The organism is Lutibaculum baratangense AMV1 (assembly GCF_000496075.1).
GTDB classification, from domain to species: domain Bacteria; phylum Pseudomonadota; class Alphaproteobacteria; order Rhizobiales; family Tepidamorphaceae; genus Lutibaculum; species Lutibaculum baratangense.
The window spans coordinates 1-18,431 of sequence record NZ_AWXZ01000017.1 but is presented as its reverse complement, the minus strand read 5'-3'; the positions used below and the strand labels follow the sequence as shown (position 1 = coordinate 18,431).

Here is an 18,431-nt window from a genome sequence, read left to right as displayed (position 1 = left end):
GCGATCGAACCGGTCGATCCGGCGGCGGCCGGACCTCTGGTCCGGAGTTCTCCTCGCGATACTTCGCCTTTTCGAGCGGTTGCCGCTTTGCAGCAAGATCTTCTGCAGTCGCGAAAACGGTGTCCGGCGAGGAACGTGCCGGGCGCTTGCGCCGTTTGACACAAGTTTAGAACGTGCCTAAGCTTCTCTATCTTCCGATAGGGAAGCGGTGAAGCAATCTGATCTTGCCAAGGAGGGTCCACATGAAGGCGTGGCACAAGCCGTGCGTCGTGGAAGTCTGCGTCGCACTTGAGATCAACGACTATTTCCCGGCCCTTCTCTGAGGGCTAGATGACGTCCACCCCCGTCGGCCACCTGCGGGTCATCGTGCTCGGCTCGGCGGCCGGCGGGGGAAGTCCACAGTGGAACTGCCGCTGTCCCGTCTGTTCCCTCGCCTGGGCGGGCGATCCGCGGGTGCCGCGACGGACGCAGTCCTCGCTCGCGGTGTCGGTCGACGGCCGAACATGGGCGATCCTGAACTGCAGCCCCGACATTCGCGAGCAGATCGGTGCCACTCAGGCGCTCTGGCCCACCGGCGAGGCGCGGCACACCCCGATAGGCTCGGTCGTGCTGACGAACGCCGATGTCGACCACGTGGCGGGCCTCCTGTCGCTCAGGGAGCGCTCCGGGCTCACGCTCTGGGCGACGGCGACCACCGCCCGATACCTGCGGCAGAACCCGATCTTCTCGGTCCTGGCCGACGACGTCGTCGAATGGCGGACGATCGAGCCGGAGGCAGCCTTCGCGCCGCTTGAAGCACTCTCGGTCGTGCCCTTCCTCGCGCCGGGCAAGGTGCCGCTCTACGCGGAGGCCGGCGAGGTCGAGACCGACAGGCGCACCGAGGCGACGGTCGGCCTCGAGGTGCGGGCCGGGGACAAGCGTCTCGTCTACCTGCCGGGCTGCGCCCTCGTCGACGAGGATGTGCTCGAGCGGGCCGAGGGGGCGGACGCGCTCCTGTTCGACGGCACGGTCTTCACCGACGACGAAATGATGTCGGCCGGCGTGGGCCGAAAGACCGGCCGGCGCATGGGCCACGTGCCGATCTCTGGGGACGGCGGGTCGCTCGAGGCGTTCGCGGGAAGCGGGATCGGGCGGCGCATCTACATCCACATCAACAACACGAACCCGATCCTGATCGAAGGCTCGCCCGAGCGCTTGACCGTCGAGGCGGCGGGCTGGGTCGTGGCCGAAGACGGCATGGAGATCGTCCCGTGACACGCCTGCTCTCTCCCGAGGAACTCGAGCAGTCGCTGCGTGCCATCGGCGCGGAGCGCTACCACAACAGGCACGCCTTCCACCGCCTGATGGTCGACGGCGCCCTGACGAAGGGGCAGCTCCAGGCCTGGGCGCTCAACCGCTACTACTACCAGTCGCGCATCCCGATGAAGGACGCGACGATCCTCGCCCGCATGGACGATCCGGCCCTGCGCCGCATCTGGCGCCAGCGCATCATCGACCACGACGGCGACGCGGAGGGGCAGGGCGGCATCGAGAAGTGGATCGCGCTGGCGACCGGCCTCGGCATCCCCCGCGCGGACGTGACGGGGCTCAAAGGCGTGCTCCCCGCGACGCGCTTCGCGGTCGACGCCTATGTGCGCTTCTGCGCGGAGCGCCCGATGCTCGAGGCGATCGCCTCGTCGCTGACCGAGCTGTTCTCGCCGACGGCGATCGGCGAACGGGTGAAGGGGCTTCTGTCGTCCTACGATTTCGTGAGCCCGGAGACGCTCAGCTATTTCGAGCCCCGCCTGACCCAGGCGCCGCGGGACGCCGATTTCGCGCTCGACTACGTGAAAGAGCACGCGAAGACCCCGGAAGACCAGCGGGCCGTGCAGGAGGCGCTGGTCTTCAAGTGCCACGTGCTGTGGAGCATGCTCGACGCGCTTCACTTCGCGTATGTGGAGCCGGGCCTGCGGCCGCCGGACGCCTTCGTGCCGGAGGGCCCATGAGCGGGGAGGCGCCGCCGCTGTCGCCGGCCGTGGTGCCGCGGCTCCCGCGCGGCGTGCGCTTCAGCCGGGACGAGGCGCGTGGCCGCTTCGTCCTCCTGGCGCCGGAGCGGATCCTCGAGCCGGACGAGATCGCGGTCGAGATCCTGCGCAGGATCGACGGCGAGGCGACGCTCGGAGAGATCGTCGACCAGCTCGCGCGGGACTTCGCGGCGCCGCGCGAGGAGGTTGCCGCGGATGTCGAGGAGTTCCTCCGCGGCCTGAACGAGAAAGGGATGATCGAGCTATGAACGATATTCCCGCGCCGATCGGCATGCTGGCGGAGCTGACGCATCGCTGCCCGCTGAGCTGCCCCTACTGCTCGAACCCTGTCGAGCTCGATGCCCGCCAGGGCGAGCTCTCGACGGCCGAGTGGCTGCGCGTCTTCGACGAGGCGAAGGCGCTGGGCGTGCTGCAGGTCCACCTCTCGGGAGGCGAGCCCGGCCTGCGCCGCGACCTCGAGGAGATCGTGGCGCGGTGCGCAGAGCACGGCATCTACACGAACCTCATCACCTCCGGCGTGCAGATCGACGAGGCGCGTCTAGCCCGTCTCGGCGACGCCGGTCTCGACCACGTGCAGCTTTCGATCCAGGACGTCGAGATCGGCCCGGCCGACGAGGTCGCGGGCATGAAGGGGGCGCACCTGAGGAAGATGGCGTTCGCGCGCCACGTCCGCGAGCAGGGCTTCCCGCTGACCGTCAATCTCGTCGTCCACCGCGGCAACATCGCGCGGCTCGGCCGCGCGATCGACCTCGCCGCCGAGATGGGCGCGAAGCGCCTCGAGGTGGCGCACGTCCAGTATTACGGCTGGGCCTTCGTGAACCGCGCCTCGCTGATGCCGGAATGGCCGCAGGTCGAGGAGGCGCTGAAGGTGACGGCGGAGGCGCAGGCGCGCCTCAAGGGGCGGATGGTCATCGATTCCGTGACGCCCGACTACTACGCCCGCCGCCCGAAGGCGTGCATGGGCGGCTGGGGCAGCCGCGCCCTCAACGTCACGCCGGCCGGCAAGGTGCTGCCCTGCCACGCGGCCGAGACGATCCCGGGGCTCGAGTTCTGGACCGTGCGCGACCACAGCCTCGCCGACATCTGGGCGAACGCGCCGGCCTTCAACGCCTTCAGGGGCACCGACTGGATAGAGGAGCCGTGCTCCTCCTGCGAGATCAAGGCCTCGTGCCGCGGCGGCTGCCGCTGCCAGGCGCTGGCGATCGCCGGACGGGCCGAGGCGGCCGACCCGGCCTGCGAGAAGTCGGCCTATCACGAGGTGCTGCGGGACATGGCGCGCGAGGATGCCGTCCAGCGCGGCCACCCCTACCGCTACCGCACGATGAAGACGCCGACCCGCGATCCCGAGCCGGTCGGCTGAGGCGGCGGCCGGGGGGGCGCCGCCCCCGTCAGAGCGTCACGAGCCCCGGATGACGCCGGGCGAGCTCGGCGGCGAAGGCGCCGACCGTCTCCTGCGTGCGGGCCTCGCGAGGCAGCGTGACGGCGACCTCGCCCACGACCCGCGCCGGGCGGTGGGTCAGGAGCACGATGCGGTCGGCGAGCTGCACCGCCTCGCGCACATTGTGGGTGACCATCAGCACGGTCACGGGATGATGCGTCCAGAGCTCGATCAGCAGGCCGCGCAGCCGCTGTGCCGTCGCCTCGTCGAGGGAGACGAAGGGCTCGTCGAGGAAGAGGATGTCGGGCCTGACGGCGAAGGCGCGCGCGAGCGCGGCGCGGCGCGCCTGGCCGAGGGAGAGCTGGCCCGGATAGCGGTCCAAGAGCTCCTCGAGCCCCACGTCGGCGAGCGCCCGTCCGATCACCGCCTCCCGGTCGGTCATGTCTCTCGGCAGGGCGAGGTCGACGTTCTGCCGGACCGTGCGCCAGGGCAGGAGGCGCGGCTCCTGGAAGGCGGCTGCGAGGCGCGCCGTCCGGAATCGATCGTCGATCTTCCCCTCGAACTCGTCGTCGAGCCCCAGGAGGATCCTGAGGGTCGTCGTCTTGCCGCAGCCCGAGGGGCCGATGAGGCAGGTGAAGGCGCGCGGCGGCAGGGACATCTCGAGGCCGGAGATCACCGGCACGGTCTCTCCGCCGGGCGACGCATAGGACTTTTCCTCGATGCGCACGCGAAGCGCTGCCCCGTCCCCTGCCACCTCAGGCCGGCCTCGAGCGCCAGCGATTGGCGCGCCGCTCGAGGGGCTGCACCAGGAGGAACTCGATGAGCAGCATCACGGTGACGAAGGCCAGCGTGTAGCCGAGGATCGCCCGCACGTCGAACATCTGGAAGTAGAGGTGGACCTGGAAGCCCACGCCGTTCGAGCGGCCGAGAAGCTCGACCACCAGCACGATCTTCCAGATGAGCGCGAGGCCTGATCGGCCGGCGGCGGCGAGATATGGCTGGAGCTGCGGCAGGATCACGTCGCGATAGAGGCTCGCCTTCGGGAACTTGTAGACGCGCGCCATCTCCATGTAGGCAGGCTCCATCGCGCGTGCGCCTTCGCGGATCGTCACCGTCACGTTCGGGATCTTGTTGATCGCCACGGCGAGGATCGCCGCCGTCTCAGTGAGGCCGATCCAGATGTAGGCGAGCACGATGACGATCAGCGCCGGCGCGTTCAGGAGGAGGACGAGCCACGGCTCCATGACGAGATTGGCCGTGCGCGAGCGGCCCATCGCGAGCCCGGCGAGCGTGCCGATCGTCATGGCGAGGAGGAAGGCCGCGGCGACCCGCAGGAGCGTGACGCCCAGGTGGTAGGGCAGTTCCCCCGACGCGGTTTCCCGCACCACGAACGCGGCGACGGTGGCAGGGCTCGGGCAGAGGCGGGGCCCGAGGAGCAGCGTGCCGGCCATCCAGAGGGCGAAGAAGCCGAGCACGGAGAGGGACCTCACGAGGAACGTGCCGGAGCGTCCGCCGAGGAGGTCGCGCGGCCGCGCGCGTGGACGCGCCCCGGCAGCCCCGGACGCCCGCGCCACGCCCTGCCCGGTGTCAGGAGCCATCCTTGAGCGCCTGCCAGAACGTGCCCGGCGTCATCTCCTGCGCCACGCCGACGAGCTTCTCGCCGCCGATTTCCGCGAGGTGGCGGTAGACGGCCCGCGTGTCGGCCTCCTCCTCCTCGACGGGCCGGTCCGGTATGCCCTCGCGGTAGCGGCGGACGAGCGCCTCGAAGACCGCGTCGTTCTCCGCGCCCATGATCGGGCGGATGCGCTGCCAGGCCGCGTCCGACCCGGCGAGCACGGCCTTGGCCTCGCGCGAGGCGGCGACGAAGCCGAGGGCGAGGTCGCGGTTCTCCTGGGCCCAGCCCTCGTCGAAGATGTAGCCGACCGCCGAGATGTCGCCCCGCGCGCCGAGCTCCCGCGCCGCCTCCTGGGCCGAGACGATCTCGCAGAACCCCTCGGTCTCGAGGCGGGCGTTGTAGTGCCAGTAGTTGAGGCCGGCGCCGAGCTCGCCCTGGCGCAGCTTCTCCGCCAGGAGCGGCGGCGCCCCGTAGACCGGGCTCGTCTCGCGGGCGAGGTCGATGCCGTGCCGGCGCTCCGCCAGGGCCAGGAGCATGAGCCAGCTCTTGTCGAGCGGGCCGCCGGCGACGCCGAGCCTCTTGCTCCTGAGGTCCTCGATCGAGGCGATGTCGGACTCGCACGGGGCCATCACGGCGCCGATCGAGGAGGAGTAGGGAACGAAGGTCAGCGGCGCGCCCTCCGCCCGCTGCCGCGAGACGAAGAGCCAGTCGCCGGTCGTCACGTCGATGTCGCCGGCTTGCATCGCGACCTTCGTCGCGTCGCCGCCGGCGAAGGACACGATCCGAAGCTCAAAGCCGTGCCGCTCGTCGAGCCCCTCGTCGATGATCGTCTGCGCTTCCCAGTTCACCGTGCCGAACTTCAGGAGGCCGAGCCTGAGCGTCGGCCGGTCCTGGGCGCCGGCGGGGCCGCTCGCCGCCAAGATCATCGCAAGGCAAAGGGCGCCGATGGTCTTTCGGGTCATCGTCTCCTCCCGGGGGTGGAGCTAGCGAAGCTCCACCGCTTCTTTCGCGCGCCCGTCTTCGCGGGCTTTGCGGACAGTTCTCGAGCCTGAAGCCGGCCGGAGAATCCTGAGCCCGGTCCGTGGCCCGCGTCAATCGCCGCCGCGCAGCCTCCGGGCGGAGAAGCCGTGCGAGGGGTCGTAGCCCCACATCGCGAGCGCCAGCGCGACGGTGAACGTGGCCGCCACGATCGCCGCCGCCGTCAGGTTCGCCTGGCCGTGGAGCGCGAAGCGGATCAGCTCGACGGCGTGCGTGAAGGGGTTCGCGGACGCGATCTGCCACAGGACCACGCTCGATTCCCGCATGCGCCACAGCGGGTAGAGCGCGGAGGACAGGAAGAAGGCCGGAAAGATGACGAAGTTCATCACGCCCGCGAAGTTCTCGAGCTGGCGGATCGTCGAGGACAGGAACATGCCGACCGCGCCGAGCATGAAGCCCGAGAGGACGAGCGCCGGCAGCAGCGCGACGTAGCCCTGCCAGCGGAAGCCGATGCCGAGGAGCGCCGCGATCGCGAGGAAGGCGTAGACCTGCAGGATCGAGACGGCCACGCCGGCGGCGAGCTTCGCGGTGAGGAGGAACCATCGCGGCAGGGGCGTCGTCATCAGAACGCGCATCGAGCCCATCTCGCGGTCGTAGACCATCGACAGCGAGGACTGCATGCCGTTGAACAGCTGGATCATGCCGATCAGGCCCGGCACGATATAGACGTCGTAGGTGATGTAGGTCTGGTAGGGCGGCTGGATCGCAACGCCGAGCACCGAGCGGAACCCGGCCGCGAAGACGACGAGCCACACCATCGGCCGCACGAGAGCCGCGATGAAGCGGCCGCGCTGCTGCAGGAAGCGCAGCACCTCGCGCCGCATGATGCCCAGAAGCGCGCGGCCGTACGCACTCACGCTCGCCACGCCTCCGCGGCGCCGGCTCGGCCGGATTCGGCGGTGCCGCCCGCTTCGGGCGCGGTGAGGCGGGCGAAGGCGCCGTCGAGGTCGTCTTCCCCCACCTCGCGCGCCACTTCGACCGCCTTGCCGCTCGCGACGACGCGGCCGCGGTTCAGCACGACGAGGTCGTCGTGCGGCAGCACCTCGTCGATCAGGTGCGTCGCCCACAGCACGCCGAGCCCGCGCTCCTCGGCGAGGTCGTGCACGTGGGCCACGATGCGCCGCCGCGACTCCACGTCGAGGCCTACGGTCGGCTCGTCGAGCAAGAGGAGCGCCGGATCGTGCAGGAGGGCTCTCGCGAGCTCGACGCGCCGCCGGTGGCCGCCATTGAGATTGCGCACGCGCTCGTCGACACGCTCGGCCATGTCGAGGCGGGTCAGCTCCTCGATGATGCGCTTTTGTGCAGTTGCACGCGACATATTCCGCAGTGCAGCAAAATAGAAGAGGTTCTGCCGGACGGTCAGATCGAGGTCGAGGGTCGGCTGCTGGAAGACGAGCCCGAGCGGCGCGAGAGCCTTGGCCCGTGCCCCGGCGAGGTTCAGGCCGCAGATCTCGATCGTGCCCGTCCGCAGTCCGATGAGCCGCGTGACGAGGCCGAACAGCGTCGTCTTGCCCGCGCCGTTGGGGCCGAGGAGGGCGGTGAAGCTACCGCGTGATACCGAGAAGCCGACGCCGTCGAGCGCCTTGCGGGCGCCGTAGGCGTGAGAGACCCCCCTTACGACGAGAGCGTCTGTGCCGCCGCCGCGTCCGCCTTGCGTTCCCGCCTGTCGGGATAGTTGCACGTCCACCTCTCGACCTTCCAAGCCCCGTGCATGCGCGTCCAGTCCGCCAGGAAGGGCTCCGCCCGCAACATGCAGCCCGTGAGCGTCATGTGCTCCGTGAACTGAAAGCGCTGTTCCTTGCAGGTGTCGGGATTGGCGATCAGGCAGACCGCGACGACGAGTTCGATGAGGGGCATGGCATCCTCGCTTGCGTTGGGGCGCCCGGACCATGTCAGTTGCCCGTGGCCCCACCACGAGACGCAAGTCACGTGCCATCCTTCTGGGGCGCCGCTCCGGTGTCAACTGGTGCGTCGCTCCCCTCAGGTAGGGCGTCACTTCCCGATGGCCAGCCGGTTGCGGATCAGCCAGTCGAGGCCCCTCTGCCACGACTCGTCGGTGTTGCCTCGGATATCCGCGCTCATCGTCTGGAGGCGCTCTCCCGTCGCGACGTCGCGCACGTAGAGGTTGATGTTGAGGATGAGGTTCGAGACCTTCTGCACGGTGCCCGTCACCGCCCACTCCGCGCCGAGCTCAGCGGCCAGAGCGCGGTCGCAGCCGCCGCAGGCCTGCAGGTTTCGCCTCGATGCGTCCTCCCGAACGGGCTCGACGTCGACGACCTCGAATCCCTCCGCGCTCGCGAAAGCTGCCCGCAACCGCTCGCCGAGCATCTCCAGACGCGCCGTCTCCTCCGCCTTCGGTCCCGTCAGCTCGCCCTCGAGGCTCGAGTCGATCAGCTCGAAGTCGAAGACAGCCACCTGCGTCCGGCTATCCTTCGCATGTGCAGCAACATTCGCGCTCGCAGCAAGTGCAATGCCAATAGCGCAGAGCCACAGGATCCGTTTGACCATTTCGGCATGATATGACCATGCCGTGCGGCAAGGCAAGCTTGCAATGAAACCTTGGGTCAACTTGTTGAGAGAACGCATTGATCTCGGGTTTCGGAGGGTTCTTTGCGAGAATCCCTTGCGGCCAGCTTTTCTTCGTGCCTAAACTTGAAAAAAGAAGTCGGGAGGGACGTCATGGGGCACGCGAGCCGCGCTCTCCGCCATCTGACTCTTGCGGTCGTCGGCTGCGCGTTCGCGGCAGTTTCGGCCGTTGCCGAGGCCGACGAGTTCCGGATCGGCTACATCCATCCCGCCGAGCGCGAGCTGACGCTGTCGCTGATCGACCGCCCGCGGGAGGATTTCGGCACGGCGGGCGCCGAGCTGGCGATCGCCGACAACAACACGACGGGGCGCTTCACCGGCCAGACCTACGTTCTCGACGCCGTGCCGGTGGGCGAGGCTGCCGAGGCGGTGGCGGCGGTCGAGCGGCTCGACGCGGCGGGGGTCGGCTGGATCGTGGCGGATCTCGGCGCCGAGGCCCTCCTCGAGGTCGCCGATGCGGCCGCGGAACGCGACATGCTCGTCTTCAATGTCGGCGCCCCGGACGACGATCTCAGGCTGCGCGACTGCCGGGAGAACCTGGTCCACGTCATCCCGAGCCGCGCGATGCTGGCCGATGCGCTCGCCCAGTACCTCGTCTGGAAGAAGTGGCCGCGCTGGTTCCTCGTCACGGGGTCCCATCCGGAGGATCAGGCCTACGCGGCGGCGATCCGCCGCGCCGCCGACCGGTTCGGCGGCCGGGTCGTGGAGGAACGCGTCTTCGCGGACACCGGCGGCGCCCGCACCACGGACACGGGGCACGTGCAGGTGCAGGCCCGCATGCCCGTCTTCCTGCAGAACGCTTCGGCGCATGACGTCGTCGTCGTCGCGGACGAAAGCGAGGTTTTCGGCACCTACGTGCCCTACCACACTTGGGACCCGCGGCCGATCGCCGGCACTGCCGGGCTCGAGCCGACCGTGTGGAGCTCGGCGCACGAGCAGTGGGGTGCGGTGCAGCTGCAGAACCGCTTCCTCGACCGGTTCGGCCGCCGCATGGAGAAGGAGGACATGCTCGCGTGGATGGCCGTCCGGATGGTGGGCGAGGCGGCGACCCGAGCGGGCGCGGCGGAGCGGCAGGCGATCGCCGACTTCATGAAAGGGCCGGACTTCCAGCTCGCGGGCTTCAAGGGGCAGGCGCTCACGCTGAGGCCGTGGAACCAGCAGCTGCGCCAGCCGATCCTGCTCGCCGACGGCCAGCAGGTCGTCACCGTGTCGCCACAGGAGGGCTTCCTGCACCCCTCGTCCTATCTCGACACGCTGGGCCACGACCGGCCGGAAAGCTCGTGCTCGCTCGACCGGGGCTGAAGGTCGCTCCGCCCGCCTTCGTCGGCGGGAGGAAGCGGCGGCGTCACTGCGGGCAGTGAAAACGGGAGCGGCGCCGCCTCGGGAGCGCCGCCATTATGGGAGGGTCCAGGAATGTCACGTCTTCTCGGAGCGGTCGCCTTCTGCGCGGTGGTGGCCGCGGCGCACCCGGCCGACGCCTACAAGATCTTCGTCTCGAACGAGAAGGGCAACACGGTCAGCGTCATCGACTCCGAGACGATGGAGGTCGTCGACACGATCAAGGTGGGCCAGCGCCCGCGCGGCATCACCCTCGCGGCGGAGGGAAAGCACCTGCTCGTCGCGGTCGGCGACGACGACACGGTGGAGGTCTTCGACACCGACACCTACGAGCGCCTCCATACCCTTCCCTCGGGACCGGACCCGGAGCTCTTCGTGCTCCACCCCTCCGGCAACCCGCTCTACATCGCGAACGAGGACGACAATCTCGTCACCGTTGTCGACCTCGAGGCGCGGACGGTGCTCGCCGAGATCCCTGTCGGCGTCGAGCCCGAGGGGATGGGCGTGGCGCCGGACGGCAGCGTCATCGTGAACACGTCCGAGACGACGAACATGGCCCATTTCATCGATCCCGAGACATTCGAGATCGTGGCGAACGTCCTCGTGGACCAGCGGCCGCGCTTCGCGGAGTTCAAGCCCGACGGCTCGGAGGTTTGGGTCTCGGCCGAGATCGGCGGGACGGTCAGCGTGATCGATCCGAAGACGCACGAGGTGAAGCACAAGATCACCTTCGAGATCCCGGGCCTCCGGCCGGAGGCGATCCAGCCGGTCGGCGTGCGCATCACGAGCGACGGCGAAACGGCCTTCGTCGCCCTAGGGCCGGCTAACCGGGTCGCCGTCATCGATGCCGAGACCTACGAGGTGCAGGATTACCTGCTCGTCGGCCAGCGCGTCTGGCAGCTCGGCTTCTCGCCGGACGGCGACCTCCTCTTCAGCACGAACGGCGTCTCGAACGACGTGTCCGTCATCGATGTCGGCGCGCGGCGGGTCATCGACACGGTTCCGGTTGGCGAGTTTCCCTGGGGCGTCGTCGCCCGCCCGGAATGACGGACAGCACCTGATCAGTAGCAAGACCTGAAGAAGAGACGGGAGGAAACGGGATGAACAGGGCAATCACGGGCATCATCGCGGGGCTTGCGGCGCTTGGGCTCGCCGGACCGGCCTTCGGCCAGGCTGGCCTGATGACGGGTGGCGCGCAGGCGCTGCCGCCGATCACGCTGTCCTCGGGCCAGCCCCTCGCGGAGGAGCCCTACGAGCTTGAGGCCGGCAAGTACTACAGGCTCGCTATACAGTCCGACGGCTCGGCCGAGCTCGCGATCTCGGGCGCGGAGTTCTTCCGCAACGTCTGGGTCAACGAGGTCGTCATCAACGACATCGAAGTCAGGCCTCTCGGCATCGACTCCCTCGAGTTCGACGACGAGGGAGAGGCGACGATCACCTTCATCCCGATCCGGCCCGGACGCTTCATCCTGCGGATCCCCGGGACGACGGGGGAGACGCAGCAGGCGATATTCAATGTCAAAGGCTGAAGGCATCCGCATGGCGGTCGCGATCGCGATCGCCGCCTCGCTGGCCTCCGGCGCCGTGTCCGCACAGCCGGCGACCGAGGCCGATCCGGACTGGCCCTGCATCCAGAGAAAGGTGCCGAGCCTGACGCCCGCCGCCGTGTGGTCGGGGCCTCCGATCGAAGATGTCGGGCGGGCATGGCGCCAGGACGAGGAGGTGTCGCGGCTGGCCCTCGACCTGAGCCAGCGGCGCCTGCCGATCGAGGAGGCCGAGGCCAGGATCAGGGCCTTCGCCGAAGGGCTGCCGCCCGAGGATCGCCAGGGCCGTCTGACGCTGCTCTTCGCCGGCCTCTTCGACACGATGAATGCCGAGCGCGGCGAGATCATGGATGGCATCGCACGCTACGCGCGGCGCCAGAGGGCCGCGGCGGAAGCCCTGCGCGAGCAGGGGTCGGAGATCAACGACGCGCGGCAGCGGGAGGGGGCGACGGCGGAAGAGCAGGCGCTGTTCTGGAACCGCCGGATCTTCGACGAGCGCCGCCGCGCGCTCACCTATATCTGCGAGATGCCGCGGCTCGTCGAGCAGCGCCTCTTCGCGCTCGGCCGCGTGATCGCCGGAGAGATGCCGGACTGAGCCTCCGGCACCGCACGCGATCGGGGCGCTTCGTCGGCCGAAGGAGGCCTTCTCCGGCATGGCGGCGCCCTCCCGCTCACTCCGCGGCGCCGGGACGCGGCACCGGGTCGATGCGCTCGAGCGGATGGCCGCTCTCGGCCCAGCCGTCCGTGCCGTCCGGATACCAGGCCACGGCCGCGTGGCCGAGCACGAGCGCGCGCTTGGCCGCGTTCCACGACATCCAGCAGTCGCGCAGGCAGAAGATCACGAGAGGCTTGCCGGGATGCTGCGTGGCCAGGCGGTCGAGCTCGTCCGCGAAATAGGCTGCCATCTCCGGGGACAGCACGCCATAGCCCGTATTCGGCAGCCACGTGCTGCCGGGAATGCTCTCCCGCTGCGGCGGCCGCCAGTAGGTCCCCTCCGGGAGGTCCGGCCGCGGTGGGCGCGGCAGCACGTCGACGAAGATCGCGGCGCCCGCGAGCCACATCTCGTGCGCCCGGGCGGTGTCGAGAACCGTCGCGCCCGCGAGTGTGGCCGGGACCGGGCTGCGGTAGTCCTCGGTGCGGAAGCCCGGCGGCTCCGGCACCGGTTCGTTGGCGCCCGCATCCTGCTGCGGCAGCCAGGCGAGCAGCAGCGCCGCCGCGATTCTCGTCTTCACTCTCCCGCTTGCGTGATCTGGTTGCCCTGCTCGTCGATCAGCGGAACGCCGTAGTCGAGCAGGATCTGGTTGATCTCGTCCTGGCTCTCGCGGATCAGACGGTTCAGCGTGCGCTTCCACTCCTGGTCGCTGTGGCGCACGCCCATGGTGATGCGGAAGCTCATGCGAGGGTTCGGGTCCTCGTGCATGAGCGGGATCACCGTGATCTCCCTGCCACTTTCCTTCGCGTAGTAGCCCGCCATCGGACCCCAGGCGACCGCCGCGTCGATCTGGCCGCCCTCGAGGTCGGCGAACATGTCTCTCACCGGGGCGGAGATGCGCGTGTCGACCATGAGGTAGTAAGGCTTCGCCCTGCCCATCAGGCCGTTTCTCGCGAGGGCCGTCGCCGGGGGCGTCTGCGCGACGACGCCGATCTTCTTGCCCTTGAGGCGGGGGTCCGAGAGCGCGGTGACGCCGGCGAGCTCGGAGTCCGCGGGGACGGCGATCACGTAGGCGGAGCGGTAGTAGGCGTTCGTGTTCTGGACGAGCTCCTCGCCCTGGGCGTAGCCCATCACGACGTCGCAGCGCACCGCGTCGAGCGTGTTGCGCAGGAAGCCGAGCCCTTGCGGGAAGTAGGTGTAGGACAGGCCCTTGCCGAGCTTCCGGGCGATGAGCTCGGCGAGCTTGTTCTCGAAGCCTTCGCCCGCTTCGTTGGAGAACGGCATGTTGCGGGGATCGGCGCAGACCCGCAGGACGTTCGGGTCGACGAGCTCGAACTCCGCACCGGGACCGGCGGCGCCCGCGGTGGAGGCGGCGCCGCCGATCACCGTCGCGGCGACGGCGAGCCGGGCGAGCGCCCGGCCCGTCTGCTTAGCCCATGCACGCATTTTCCATGTCCGAGAAGGTGTCGCTCTTCGGCTCGGTGTTCGCCGGCCGGCCCCGCGGAAGGTCGCCCTGCGCGCGGGCCCTGAGGTAGGTGTAGATGTCGTCGAGGTAGCACATGACGTTCGGGTTCGTGCCGAAGGCCGGCATGACGTTGCGATTGCCGGAATCGACGTGCTCCCGCCCGTTCACCACCACCTCGACGAACGTCTCGTAGCTCTTCTGGCGCACGCTCTGCACGAGCGAGGGGGCGTAGGTCGAGCCGAGCCCGTCTGGCCCGTGGCACACGTGGCATTCCGCGTGGTAGCGGCGGAAGCCGGAATAGGTGGGGAAGTCGACGGTGCCGTCCTCGGCGATGTTGAACGTCGGAAGCCCGTCGGCGTCGTAGTAGCGGCCGTCATCCTCGTCCACGGCCTCGGGATCGCCTGGTCCGGTCGATTGCGCCACGGCGGGGCCGCAGAGGGCGAGGGCCAGGGCGGCGGTCAGCATGGTCTGCTTCAGCAGCATATTTTCCTCTCGGTCGCGTGGCCGACGGCCTCACGGGCTTCGATCTCCCGGAGAGGGTCACCGGCGCGGCCGCGATGGTGATCAATGGCGTTCAAGGGGCGAACGGCGAAGGCGACGGTGCCGCCTTCGCCAAGGTCTCAGGGCTGGCCCGGTGCCGGCACCGGGCCAGGACGCTGTCGCCTACTGGCCCGAAGTCACCCTGTCGGGCAGGGCGAAGACCGTCAGCTGGCCGCCGAGGTCGGTGTAGTTCTTCAGGCTCGCATAGCCGCCGACGGCGCCGAGGCCTGCGGTCGGATCGGTCAGCCCCGCGGCGAGGCCGATGCCGGCCCACCCGCCGACGCCCGAGAACACCGCGACGTACTGCTTGTCGCCGTGCTCGTAGGTCGTCACGTTGCCGATGATCCCCGACGGAGTCTTGAACCTGTAGAGCTCGTCGCCCGTCTCCGCGTCGACGGCCTTCAGATAGCCCTCGAGCGTGCCGTAGAAGACGACGTCGCCGGCCGTGGCGAGGGCGCCCGACCACACGGAGAAGCGCTCCGGCAGCGACCACTTGATCTCGCCGACCGCCGCGTCCCAGGCGATGAAGTTGCCCATGCCGCCGTGGCTGTCGGGGGCGGGGTACATCGACAGGGTGGCGCCGACATAGGGCTGGCCGGCCGTGTAGCTCACGCGGAACGGCTCATAGTCCATGCACACGTGGTTCGTCGGGATGTAGAAGAGCTTCGTCTTCGGCGAGAAGGCGGAGGGCTGCTGGTCCTTCGTGCCGAGCGCGGCGGGGCAGATGCCCGTCGTGTTGACGTCCTCGCCGTTCGCCGCCGTCGAGAACTCCTCGACCACCTGCGGCCGGCCGTGCTGGTCGCTCGAGGGATCCATCACGACTTCGGTCGCCCAGTTCACGGCCGGATCGAACTTCTCCGCCACGAGGAGCTCGCCCGTCTCGCGGTCGAGCGTGTAGGAGAAGCCGTTGCGGTCGGGATGGACGAGGGTCTTCCTGGTCTGTCCGTCGATCTCGAGATCGGCCAGGATCATCTCGTTGACGCCGTCATAGTCCCACTCGTCGTGCGGCGTCATCTGGTAGACCCACTTCGCCATCCCGTCGTCGGGATTGCGCGCGAAGATCGTCATCGACCAGCGGTTGTCGCCGGGGCGCTGCGAGGGGTTCCATGTGCCGGGGTTGCCGCTGCCGTAATATATGAGGTCGAGTTCGGGATCGTAGGAGAACCAGCCCCAGGTCGTGCCGCCGCCGAGCTGCCACTGGTCGCCTTCCCAGGTCTTGATGCTCGAATCCGCCCCGACCGGCTCGCCGAGATGGGTCGTGTTCTCGGGATCGAACAGGATCTGGTCGTCGGGGCCGGTCGAATAGGCCCGCCAGGCCTGCTCGCCGGTGTTGAGATCGTAGGCCGTCAGGTGGCCCTGCACGCCGTACTCGCCGCCGGAGATGCCGACCATCACCTTGTCCTTGACGACGATCGGCGCCATCGTCGCCGTCTCGCCCTTGGCCGGATCGCCGTTCACGGCTTCCCACACGACCTCGCCCGTCTCGGCATTGAGCGCGACCACGGTCGTGTCGGCCTGCTGCAGGAGGATGATGTCGGGCCGGTCGCCCTCGCCGGGCGCGAAGGTGACGCCGCGGTTGACGGTGTCGCAGCACATCACGCCGATGACGTTCGGGTCCTGCTGCGGCTCGTACTTCCACTTGATGATGTGCTCGTCGGAGAGATCGACGGCGAAGACATTGTTCGGGAACGGCGTCGTGAAGTACATCATGTCGCCGATCACGAGGGGCCCGCCTTCGTGACCGCGAAGGACGCCGGTGGACATCGTCCAGGCGACCTGCAACTCGCCGACATTGTCCTTGTTGATCTGGTCGAGCTCGGACCAGCGCCAGTTGGCGTAGTTCCCTGTCTGCATCACCCAGTCGGATGCGTTCTCCTGCATCTCAACGAGCTTGTCGTTCGCCAGGGCCGTCGTGGTCACGAGGGCTGTCGCTGAAAGCAGACAGGCCGACCGAAGCATCAGCTTCCGCATGGTTCTCCTCCCCAATTTATCACCGGCTCTTCGAGCCGTGCGCTTCAGGAGCAAACTCTCCCGGTTCGAAGGAGCGGTCTGGAAGAACCGCGCCTTTCGCATGGTGGACTTCGCACGACGCGCTCAGCCTATGCGCAAAACGCCGGTTTCCACAACAAGTTTTGGAAGTAGCGCATTGTGCATCTGCGATTAAGTTTCTTTGCATCTGCGAATTGCGGGAGGCTGGAACGGAAAAGGTCTTGATCTGACATGGCGTCACACGGGCGTGTGACTTGCATAGTTCGTTTTGTCGTGTTTCGATCCGCCGATGAAGCAGTGCGAACTACTGTGGTATACCAGAACGGCGGCTTGAAAGGCATCCGCTGGCGAGACGCGATGTTGTCCTCTGCTTGCCCGGCCTCCGGCATCTGCGCACCGCTGGCCAGGTTGCGCTCGGCGTGGCTGTGCGCCTGTCTCCTCCTCCTCGCGTGCGGGTCACCGAGGGCCGACGAGGCGTCGCTTCCCGTCGTGGCGGTGGCGCCGGGCGTCTTCGTCCATCAGGGGGCCGTCGCGCTCATGTCGGCGCAGAACCGCGGGGCGATCGCCAATGTCGGGTTCATCGTCGGCGAACGGGCCGTGGCGGTGGTCGACACCGGCGGCAGCGCCGCGGAGGGGCGGGCGCTCCTGGCGGCGGTCCGGGGGGTGAGCGACCTGCCCGTCGCCTATGTCGTGAACACCCACATGCACCCCGACCACGTCTTCGGCAACATGGCCTTCAGGGGCAGCGGGCCCGAAGGCGGCGACCCCGCCTTTGTCGGCCATGCCGACCTGTCGCGCGCGCTGTCGAGCCGGGCGGAGCACTATCTCGCCGCCAACGCGTCGCTGCTCGGGAACGACCTGGCGGGCGAGATCGAGATCGTGCTGCCGGACCTCGCCGTCGAGGACCGTCTCACACTCGACCTCGGCGGCCGCGAGATCGAGCTGCGCGCCTGGCCGACGGCCCACACGGACAACGATCTGACCGTCCTCGACGTCCGCACGGGGACGCTCTTCGCCGGCGACCTCCTGTTCCAGCGCCACCTCCCGGTGATCGACGGCAGCCTGTTGGGCTGGCTCGCCATTCAGGATGAGCTGGCGGGACTTCCGGCCCGGCAGGTCGTGCCGGGCCACGGCCCTGCCGCGTCACCCTGGCCGGACGCGCTCGCGCCGCAACTTGCCTATCTCGAAGGGCTCGCGGAGGAGCTTCGCGCGGCGATCGCGGATGGCGCGGGTATGGCGGGAGCGGTCGGGGGCATAGGCCCGCCGGCGGGCGGGTGGGCGCTCGTCGAGGAGTTCCACCGCCGCAACACGACGGCGGCCTTCGCCGAGCTCGAATGGGAGTAGACTGCCCCGTGGCGGTTGCGGGGGGGCTTGAAGGATGGGCGCGCCCGGGGCGCACCGACACGAGGAGAAATCGCATGCTGGAACGTCTCCGTGGGATGATCGTCGCGGGCATGGCCGCCATTCTGGCCGCCTCCGTCCCCATACCCGCTTCCGGTGCCGAGGAGGACGGCGGGGCGTGGGCCGACATCGTCGAGAATGTCTTCGACGGCCGGCCGATGCTCGCAGACGGCGTCGTCACGCTCGAGGCGCCCTATCGCGCCGAGGACGCCGCGATCGTCCCGATGACGATCGCGGCCGGACTGCCGCCGGAGGATGGGCGGCGGGTCGAGCGGCTGACGCTGGTGATCGACGAGAACCCTGCCCCCGTCGCGGCCACCTTCGAGCTCGGCGAGACGGCGGGCGTCACGCGCATCGCCACGCGCGTCCGGGTCAACCGCTACACGAACGTCCACGCCGTCGCCGAACTCTCCGACGGATCGCTTCACGTGGCGGAAGCCTTCGTGAAGGCGTCGGGCGGCTGCTCGGCGCCGGCGGCCAAGGACCCGCAGGAGGCGCTGGCCCATCTCGGCGAGATGAAGCTGAGGCAGTTCGGCCGTATGAGCGAGCCGGGAGGGGAGGGCCCGCGCGCCGAGGTCCAGCTCATGATCCGCCACCCGAACAATTCCGGCCTGCAGATGGACCAGCTGACAAGGCACTACATCCCCGCCCACTTCGTGCGCGAGGTGTCGATCCTGCAGGGCGGCGACCTGGTGATGCGGATGGAGGGCGGCATCTCCCTGGCGGAGGACCCGAACTTCCGTTTCGACTTCGTGCCGACCGGGGAGCCTCTCCGCGTCGAGGTGGTCGACACGGAGGACAACGTCTTCCAGGGCGAGTGGCCGCTCGAGATCGCAAGGGACTCGTGAGGCCCGCTTCCGT

The 18,431-nt window shown here is 69.0% G+C and carries 20 protein-coding genes and 1 pseudogene; 10 read left to right on the top strand and 11 right to left on the bottom strand.

Annotated elements, in window-relative coordinates; all coding sequences use genetic code 11:
• The first annotated feature begins 242 nt into the window (after positions 1 to 242).
• The 4 genes and pseudogenes from pqqA to pqqE all read left to right on the top strand — a co-directional run bounded on the left by pqqA (position 243) and on the right by pqqE (position 3,384).
• Positions 243 to 323 carry a pyrroloquinoline quinone precursor peptide PqqA gene (pqqA, locus tag N177_RS22355; protein WP_081718391.1) on the top strand — a complete coding sequence of 27 codons (81 nt, stop codon included), beginning with the start codon at positions 243 to 245 and terminating at the stop codon, positions 321 to 323.
• A 31-nt stretch (positions 324 to 354) separates the two neighbouring features.
• Positions 355 to 1,254 (top strand): pyrroloquinoline quinone biosynthesis protein PqqB, encoded by a 900-nt coding sequence (gene pqqB, locus N177_RS05635; RefSeq protein ID WP_040485264.1) that lies wholly within the window; start codon positions 355 to 357, stop codon positions 1,252 to 1,254.
• Positions 1,215 to 2,272 (top strand): annotated as a pseudogene (pqqC, locus tag N177_RS05630) (pyrroloquinoline-quinone synthase PqqC). Before pqqB ends, pqqC begins: the two are co-directional and overlap by 40 nt.
• A complete protein-coding gene (gene pqqE, locus N177_RS05620; RefSeq protein ID WP_023431289.1) occupies positions 2,269 to 3,384 on the top strand; it encodes a pyrroloquinoline quinone biosynthesis protein PqqE in 1,116 nt (371 codons plus the stop codon). Before pqqC ends, pqqE begins: the two are co-directional and overlap by 4 nt.
• 28 nt (positions 3,385 to 3,412) lie before the next feature.
• On the opposite strand, the gene N177_RS05615 is transcribed toward pqqE, so the two are convergent.
• From N177_RS05615 to N177_RS05585, 7 genes are all read right to left on the bottom strand, one after another.
• A complete protein-coding gene (locus N177_RS05615; RefSeq protein WP_244444236.1) occupies positions 3,413 to 4,129 on the bottom strand; it encodes an ABC transporter ATP-binding protein in 717 nt (238 codons plus the stop codon).
• A gap of 28 nt (positions 4,130 to 4,157) precedes the next feature.
• On the bottom strand, positions 4,158 to 4,853 hold the full coding sequence (locus N177_RS05610; protein WP_081718409.1) for an ABC transporter permease: 696 nt from the start codon (positions 4,851 to 4,853) through the stop codon (positions 4,158 to 4,160).
• A gap of 136 nt (positions 4,854 to 4,989) precedes the next feature.
• Positions 4,990 to 5,979 carry an ABC transporter substrate-binding protein gene (locus N177_RS05605; protein ID WP_023431286.1) on the bottom strand — a complete coding sequence of 330 codons (990 nt, stop codon included), beginning with the start codon at positions 5,977 to 5,979 and terminating at the stop codon, positions 4,990 to 4,992.
• A 129-nt stretch (positions 5,980 to 6,108) separates the two neighbouring features.
• Positions 6,109 to 6,912 carry an ABC transporter permease gene (locus N177_RS05600; RefSeq protein ID WP_023431285.1) on the bottom strand — a complete coding sequence of 268 codons (804 nt, stop codon included), beginning with the start codon at positions 6,910 to 6,912 and terminating at the stop codon, positions 6,109 to 6,111.
• Positions 6,909 to 7,736: an ATP-binding cassette domain-containing protein gene (locus N177_RS05595; protein ID WP_051402259.1), complete on the bottom strand. Its 828-nt coding sequence runs from the start codon at positions 7,734 to 7,736 to the stop codon at positions 6,909 to 6,911. Before N177_RS05595 ends, N177_RS05600 begins: the two co-directional genes overlap by 4 nt.
• Positions 7,670 to 7,912: a hypothetical protein gene (locus N177_RS21830; protein ID WP_244444235.1), complete on the bottom strand. Its 243-nt coding sequence runs from the start codon at positions 7,910 to 7,912 to the stop codon at positions 7,670 to 7,672. The genes N177_RS05595 and N177_RS21830 overlap by 67 nt, the downstream gene beginning before the upstream one ends.
• A 135-nt stretch (positions 7,913 to 8,047) precedes the next feature.
• On the bottom strand, positions 8,048 to 8,470 hold the full coding sequence (locus tag N177_RS05585) for a DUF3280 domain-containing protein (RefSeq protein WP_023431283.1): 423 nt from the start codon (positions 8,468 to 8,470) through the stop codon (positions 8,048 to 8,050).
• A gap of 264 nt (positions 8,471 to 8,734) precedes the next feature.
• Between N177_RS05585 and N177_RS05580 the strand changes: the two genes are divergently transcribed.
• The 4 genes from N177_RS05580 (at position 8,735) to N177_RS05565 (ending at position 12,118) form a co-directional block, all read left to right on the top strand.
• Positions 8,735 to 9,943, top strand: a complete 1,209-nt coding sequence (locus N177_RS05580; protein WP_023431282.1) for an ABC transporter substrate-binding protein — start codon at positions 8,735 to 8,737, stop codon at positions 9,941 to 9,943.
• A 111-nt stretch (positions 9,944 to 10,054) separates the two neighbouring features.
• Positions 10,055 to 11,026 carry a YVTN family beta-propeller repeat protein gene (locus tag N177_RS05575; RefSeq protein WP_023431281.1) on the top strand — a complete coding sequence of 324 codons (972 nt, stop codon included), beginning with the start codon at positions 10,055 to 10,057 and terminating at the stop codon, positions 11,024 to 11,026.
• Positions 11,027 to 11,079: 53 nt separating this feature from the next.
• Positions 11,080 to 11,508 (top strand): cupredoxin domain-containing protein, encoded by a 429-nt coding sequence (locus N177_RS05570; RefSeq protein ID WP_023431280.1) that lies wholly within the window; start codon positions 11,080 to 11,082, stop codon positions 11,506 to 11,508.
• Complete coding sequence (locus tag N177_RS05565; protein ID WP_023431279.1) at positions 11,495 to 12,118, top strand: hypothetical protein; 624 nt, start codon at positions 11,495 to 11,497, stop codon at positions 12,116 to 12,118. Before N177_RS05570 ends, N177_RS05565 begins: the two co-directional genes overlap by 14 nt.
• A 76-nt stretch (positions 12,119 to 12,194) precedes the next feature.
• Here N177_RS05565 and N177_RS05560 read toward each other — a convergent pair whose 3' ends face one another.
• From N177_RS05560 to N177_RS05545, 4 genes are all read right to left on the bottom strand, one after another.
• The gene (locus N177_RS05560) at positions 12,195 to 12,755 is read right to left on the bottom strand and encodes a PQQ-dependent catabolism-associated CXXCW motif protein (protein ID WP_023431278.1); all 561 of its coding nucleotides are present in this window, start codon (positions 12,753 to 12,755) and stop codon (positions 12,195 to 12,197) included.
• Positions 12,752 to 13,621: a substrate-binding domain-containing protein gene (locus N177_RS05555; protein ID WP_023431277.1), complete on the bottom strand. Its 870-nt coding sequence runs from the start codon at positions 13,619 to 13,621 to the stop codon at positions 12,752 to 12,754. The genes N177_RS05560 and N177_RS05555 overlap by 4 nt, the downstream gene beginning before the upstream one ends.
• Positions 13,605 to 14,105: a c-type cytochrome, methanol metabolism-related gene (locus N177_RS05550; protein ID WP_425280794.1), complete on the bottom strand. Its 501-nt coding sequence runs from the start codon at positions 14,103 to 14,105 to the stop codon at positions 13,605 to 13,607. The genes N177_RS05555 and N177_RS05550 overlap by 17 nt, the downstream gene beginning before the upstream one ends.
• Positions 14,106 to 14,303: 198 nt before the next feature.
• Positions 14,304 to 16,139 (bottom strand): methanol/ethanol family PQQ-dependent dehydrogenase, encoded by a 1,836-nt coding sequence (locus tag N177_RS05545; RefSeq protein WP_040485259.1) that lies wholly within the window; start codon positions 16,137 to 16,139, stop codon positions 14,304 to 14,306.
• A gap of 387 nt (positions 16,140 to 16,526) precedes the next feature.
• Here N177_RS05545 and N177_RS05540 point away from each other — a divergent pair, with 387 nt between their 5' ends.
• Together N177_RS05540 and N177_RS05535 are read left to right on the top strand one after the other, a co-directional pair.
• Positions 16,527 to 17,513, top strand: coding sequence for a quinoprotein relay system zinc metallohydrolase 2 (locus N177_RS05540; protein WP_051402258.1), 987 nt, complete (start codon positions 16,527 to 16,529; stop codon positions 17,511 to 17,513).
• 74 nt (positions 17,514 to 17,587) lie between these two features.
• On the top strand, positions 17,588 to 18,418 hold the full coding sequence (locus tag N177_RS05535) for a quinoprotein dehydrogenase-associated SoxYZ-like carrier (protein ID WP_023431273.1): 831 nt from the start codon (positions 17,588 to 17,590) through the stop codon (positions 18,416 to 18,418).
• Positions 18,419 to 18,431 lie beyond the last annotated feature (13 nt).

Coding starts and splice junctions, on each gene's coding strand:
- N177_RS05545 (WP_040485259.1), bottom strand. CDS start 16,139: ATGCTTCGGTCGGCCTGTCTGCTTTCAGCGACAGCCCTCGTGACCACG.
- N177_RS05575 (WP_023431281.1), top strand. CDS start 10,055: ATGTCACGTCTTCTCGGAGCGGTCGCCTTCTGCGCGGTGGTGGCCGCG.
- pqqA (WP_081718391.1), top strand. CDS start 243: ATGAAGGCGTGGCACAAGCCGTGCGTCGTGGAAGTCTGCGTCGCACTT.
- pqqE (WP_023431289.1), top strand. CDS start 2,269: ATGAACGATATTCCCGCGCCGATCGGCATGCTGGCGGAGCTGACGCAT.
- N177_RS05565 (WP_023431279.1), top strand. CDS start 11,495: ATGTCAAAGGCTGAAGGCATCCGCATGGCGGTCGCGATCGCGATCGCC.
- N177_RS05550 (WP_425280794.1), bottom strand. CDS start 14,105: ATGCTGACCGCCGCCCTGGCCCTCGCCCTCTGCGGCCCCGCCGTGGCG.
- N177_RS05580 (WP_023431282.1), top strand. CDS start 8,735: ATGGGGCACGCGAGCCGCGCTCTCCGCCATCTGACTCTTGCGGTCGTC.
- N177_RS05555 (WP_023431277.1), bottom strand. CDS start 13,621: ATGCGTGCATGGGCTAAGCAGACGGGCCGGGCGCTCGCCCGGCTCGCC.
- N177_RS21830 (WP_244444235.1), bottom strand. CDS start 7,912: ATGCCCCTCATCGAACTCGTCGTCGCGGTCTGCCTGATCGCCAATCCC.
- N177_RS05535 (WP_023431273.1), top strand. CDS start 17,588: ATGCTGGAACGTCTCCGTGGGATGATCGTCGCGGGCATGGCCGCCATT.
- N177_RS05540 (WP_051402258.1), top strand. CDS start 16,527: ATGTTGTCCTCTGCTTGCCCGGCCTCCGGCATCTGCGCACCGCTGGCC.
- N177_RS05570 (WP_023431280.1), top strand. CDS start 11,080: ATGAACAGGGCAATCACGGGCATCATCGCGGGGCTTGCGGCGCTTGGG.
- N177_RS05610 (WP_081718409.1), bottom strand. CDS start 4,853: ATGGCCGGCACGCTGCTCCTCGGGCCCCGCCTCTGCCCGAGCCCTGCC.
- N177_RS05605 (WP_023431286.1), bottom strand. CDS start 5,979: ATGACCCGAAAGACCATCGGCGCCCTTTGCCTTGCGATGATCTTGGCG.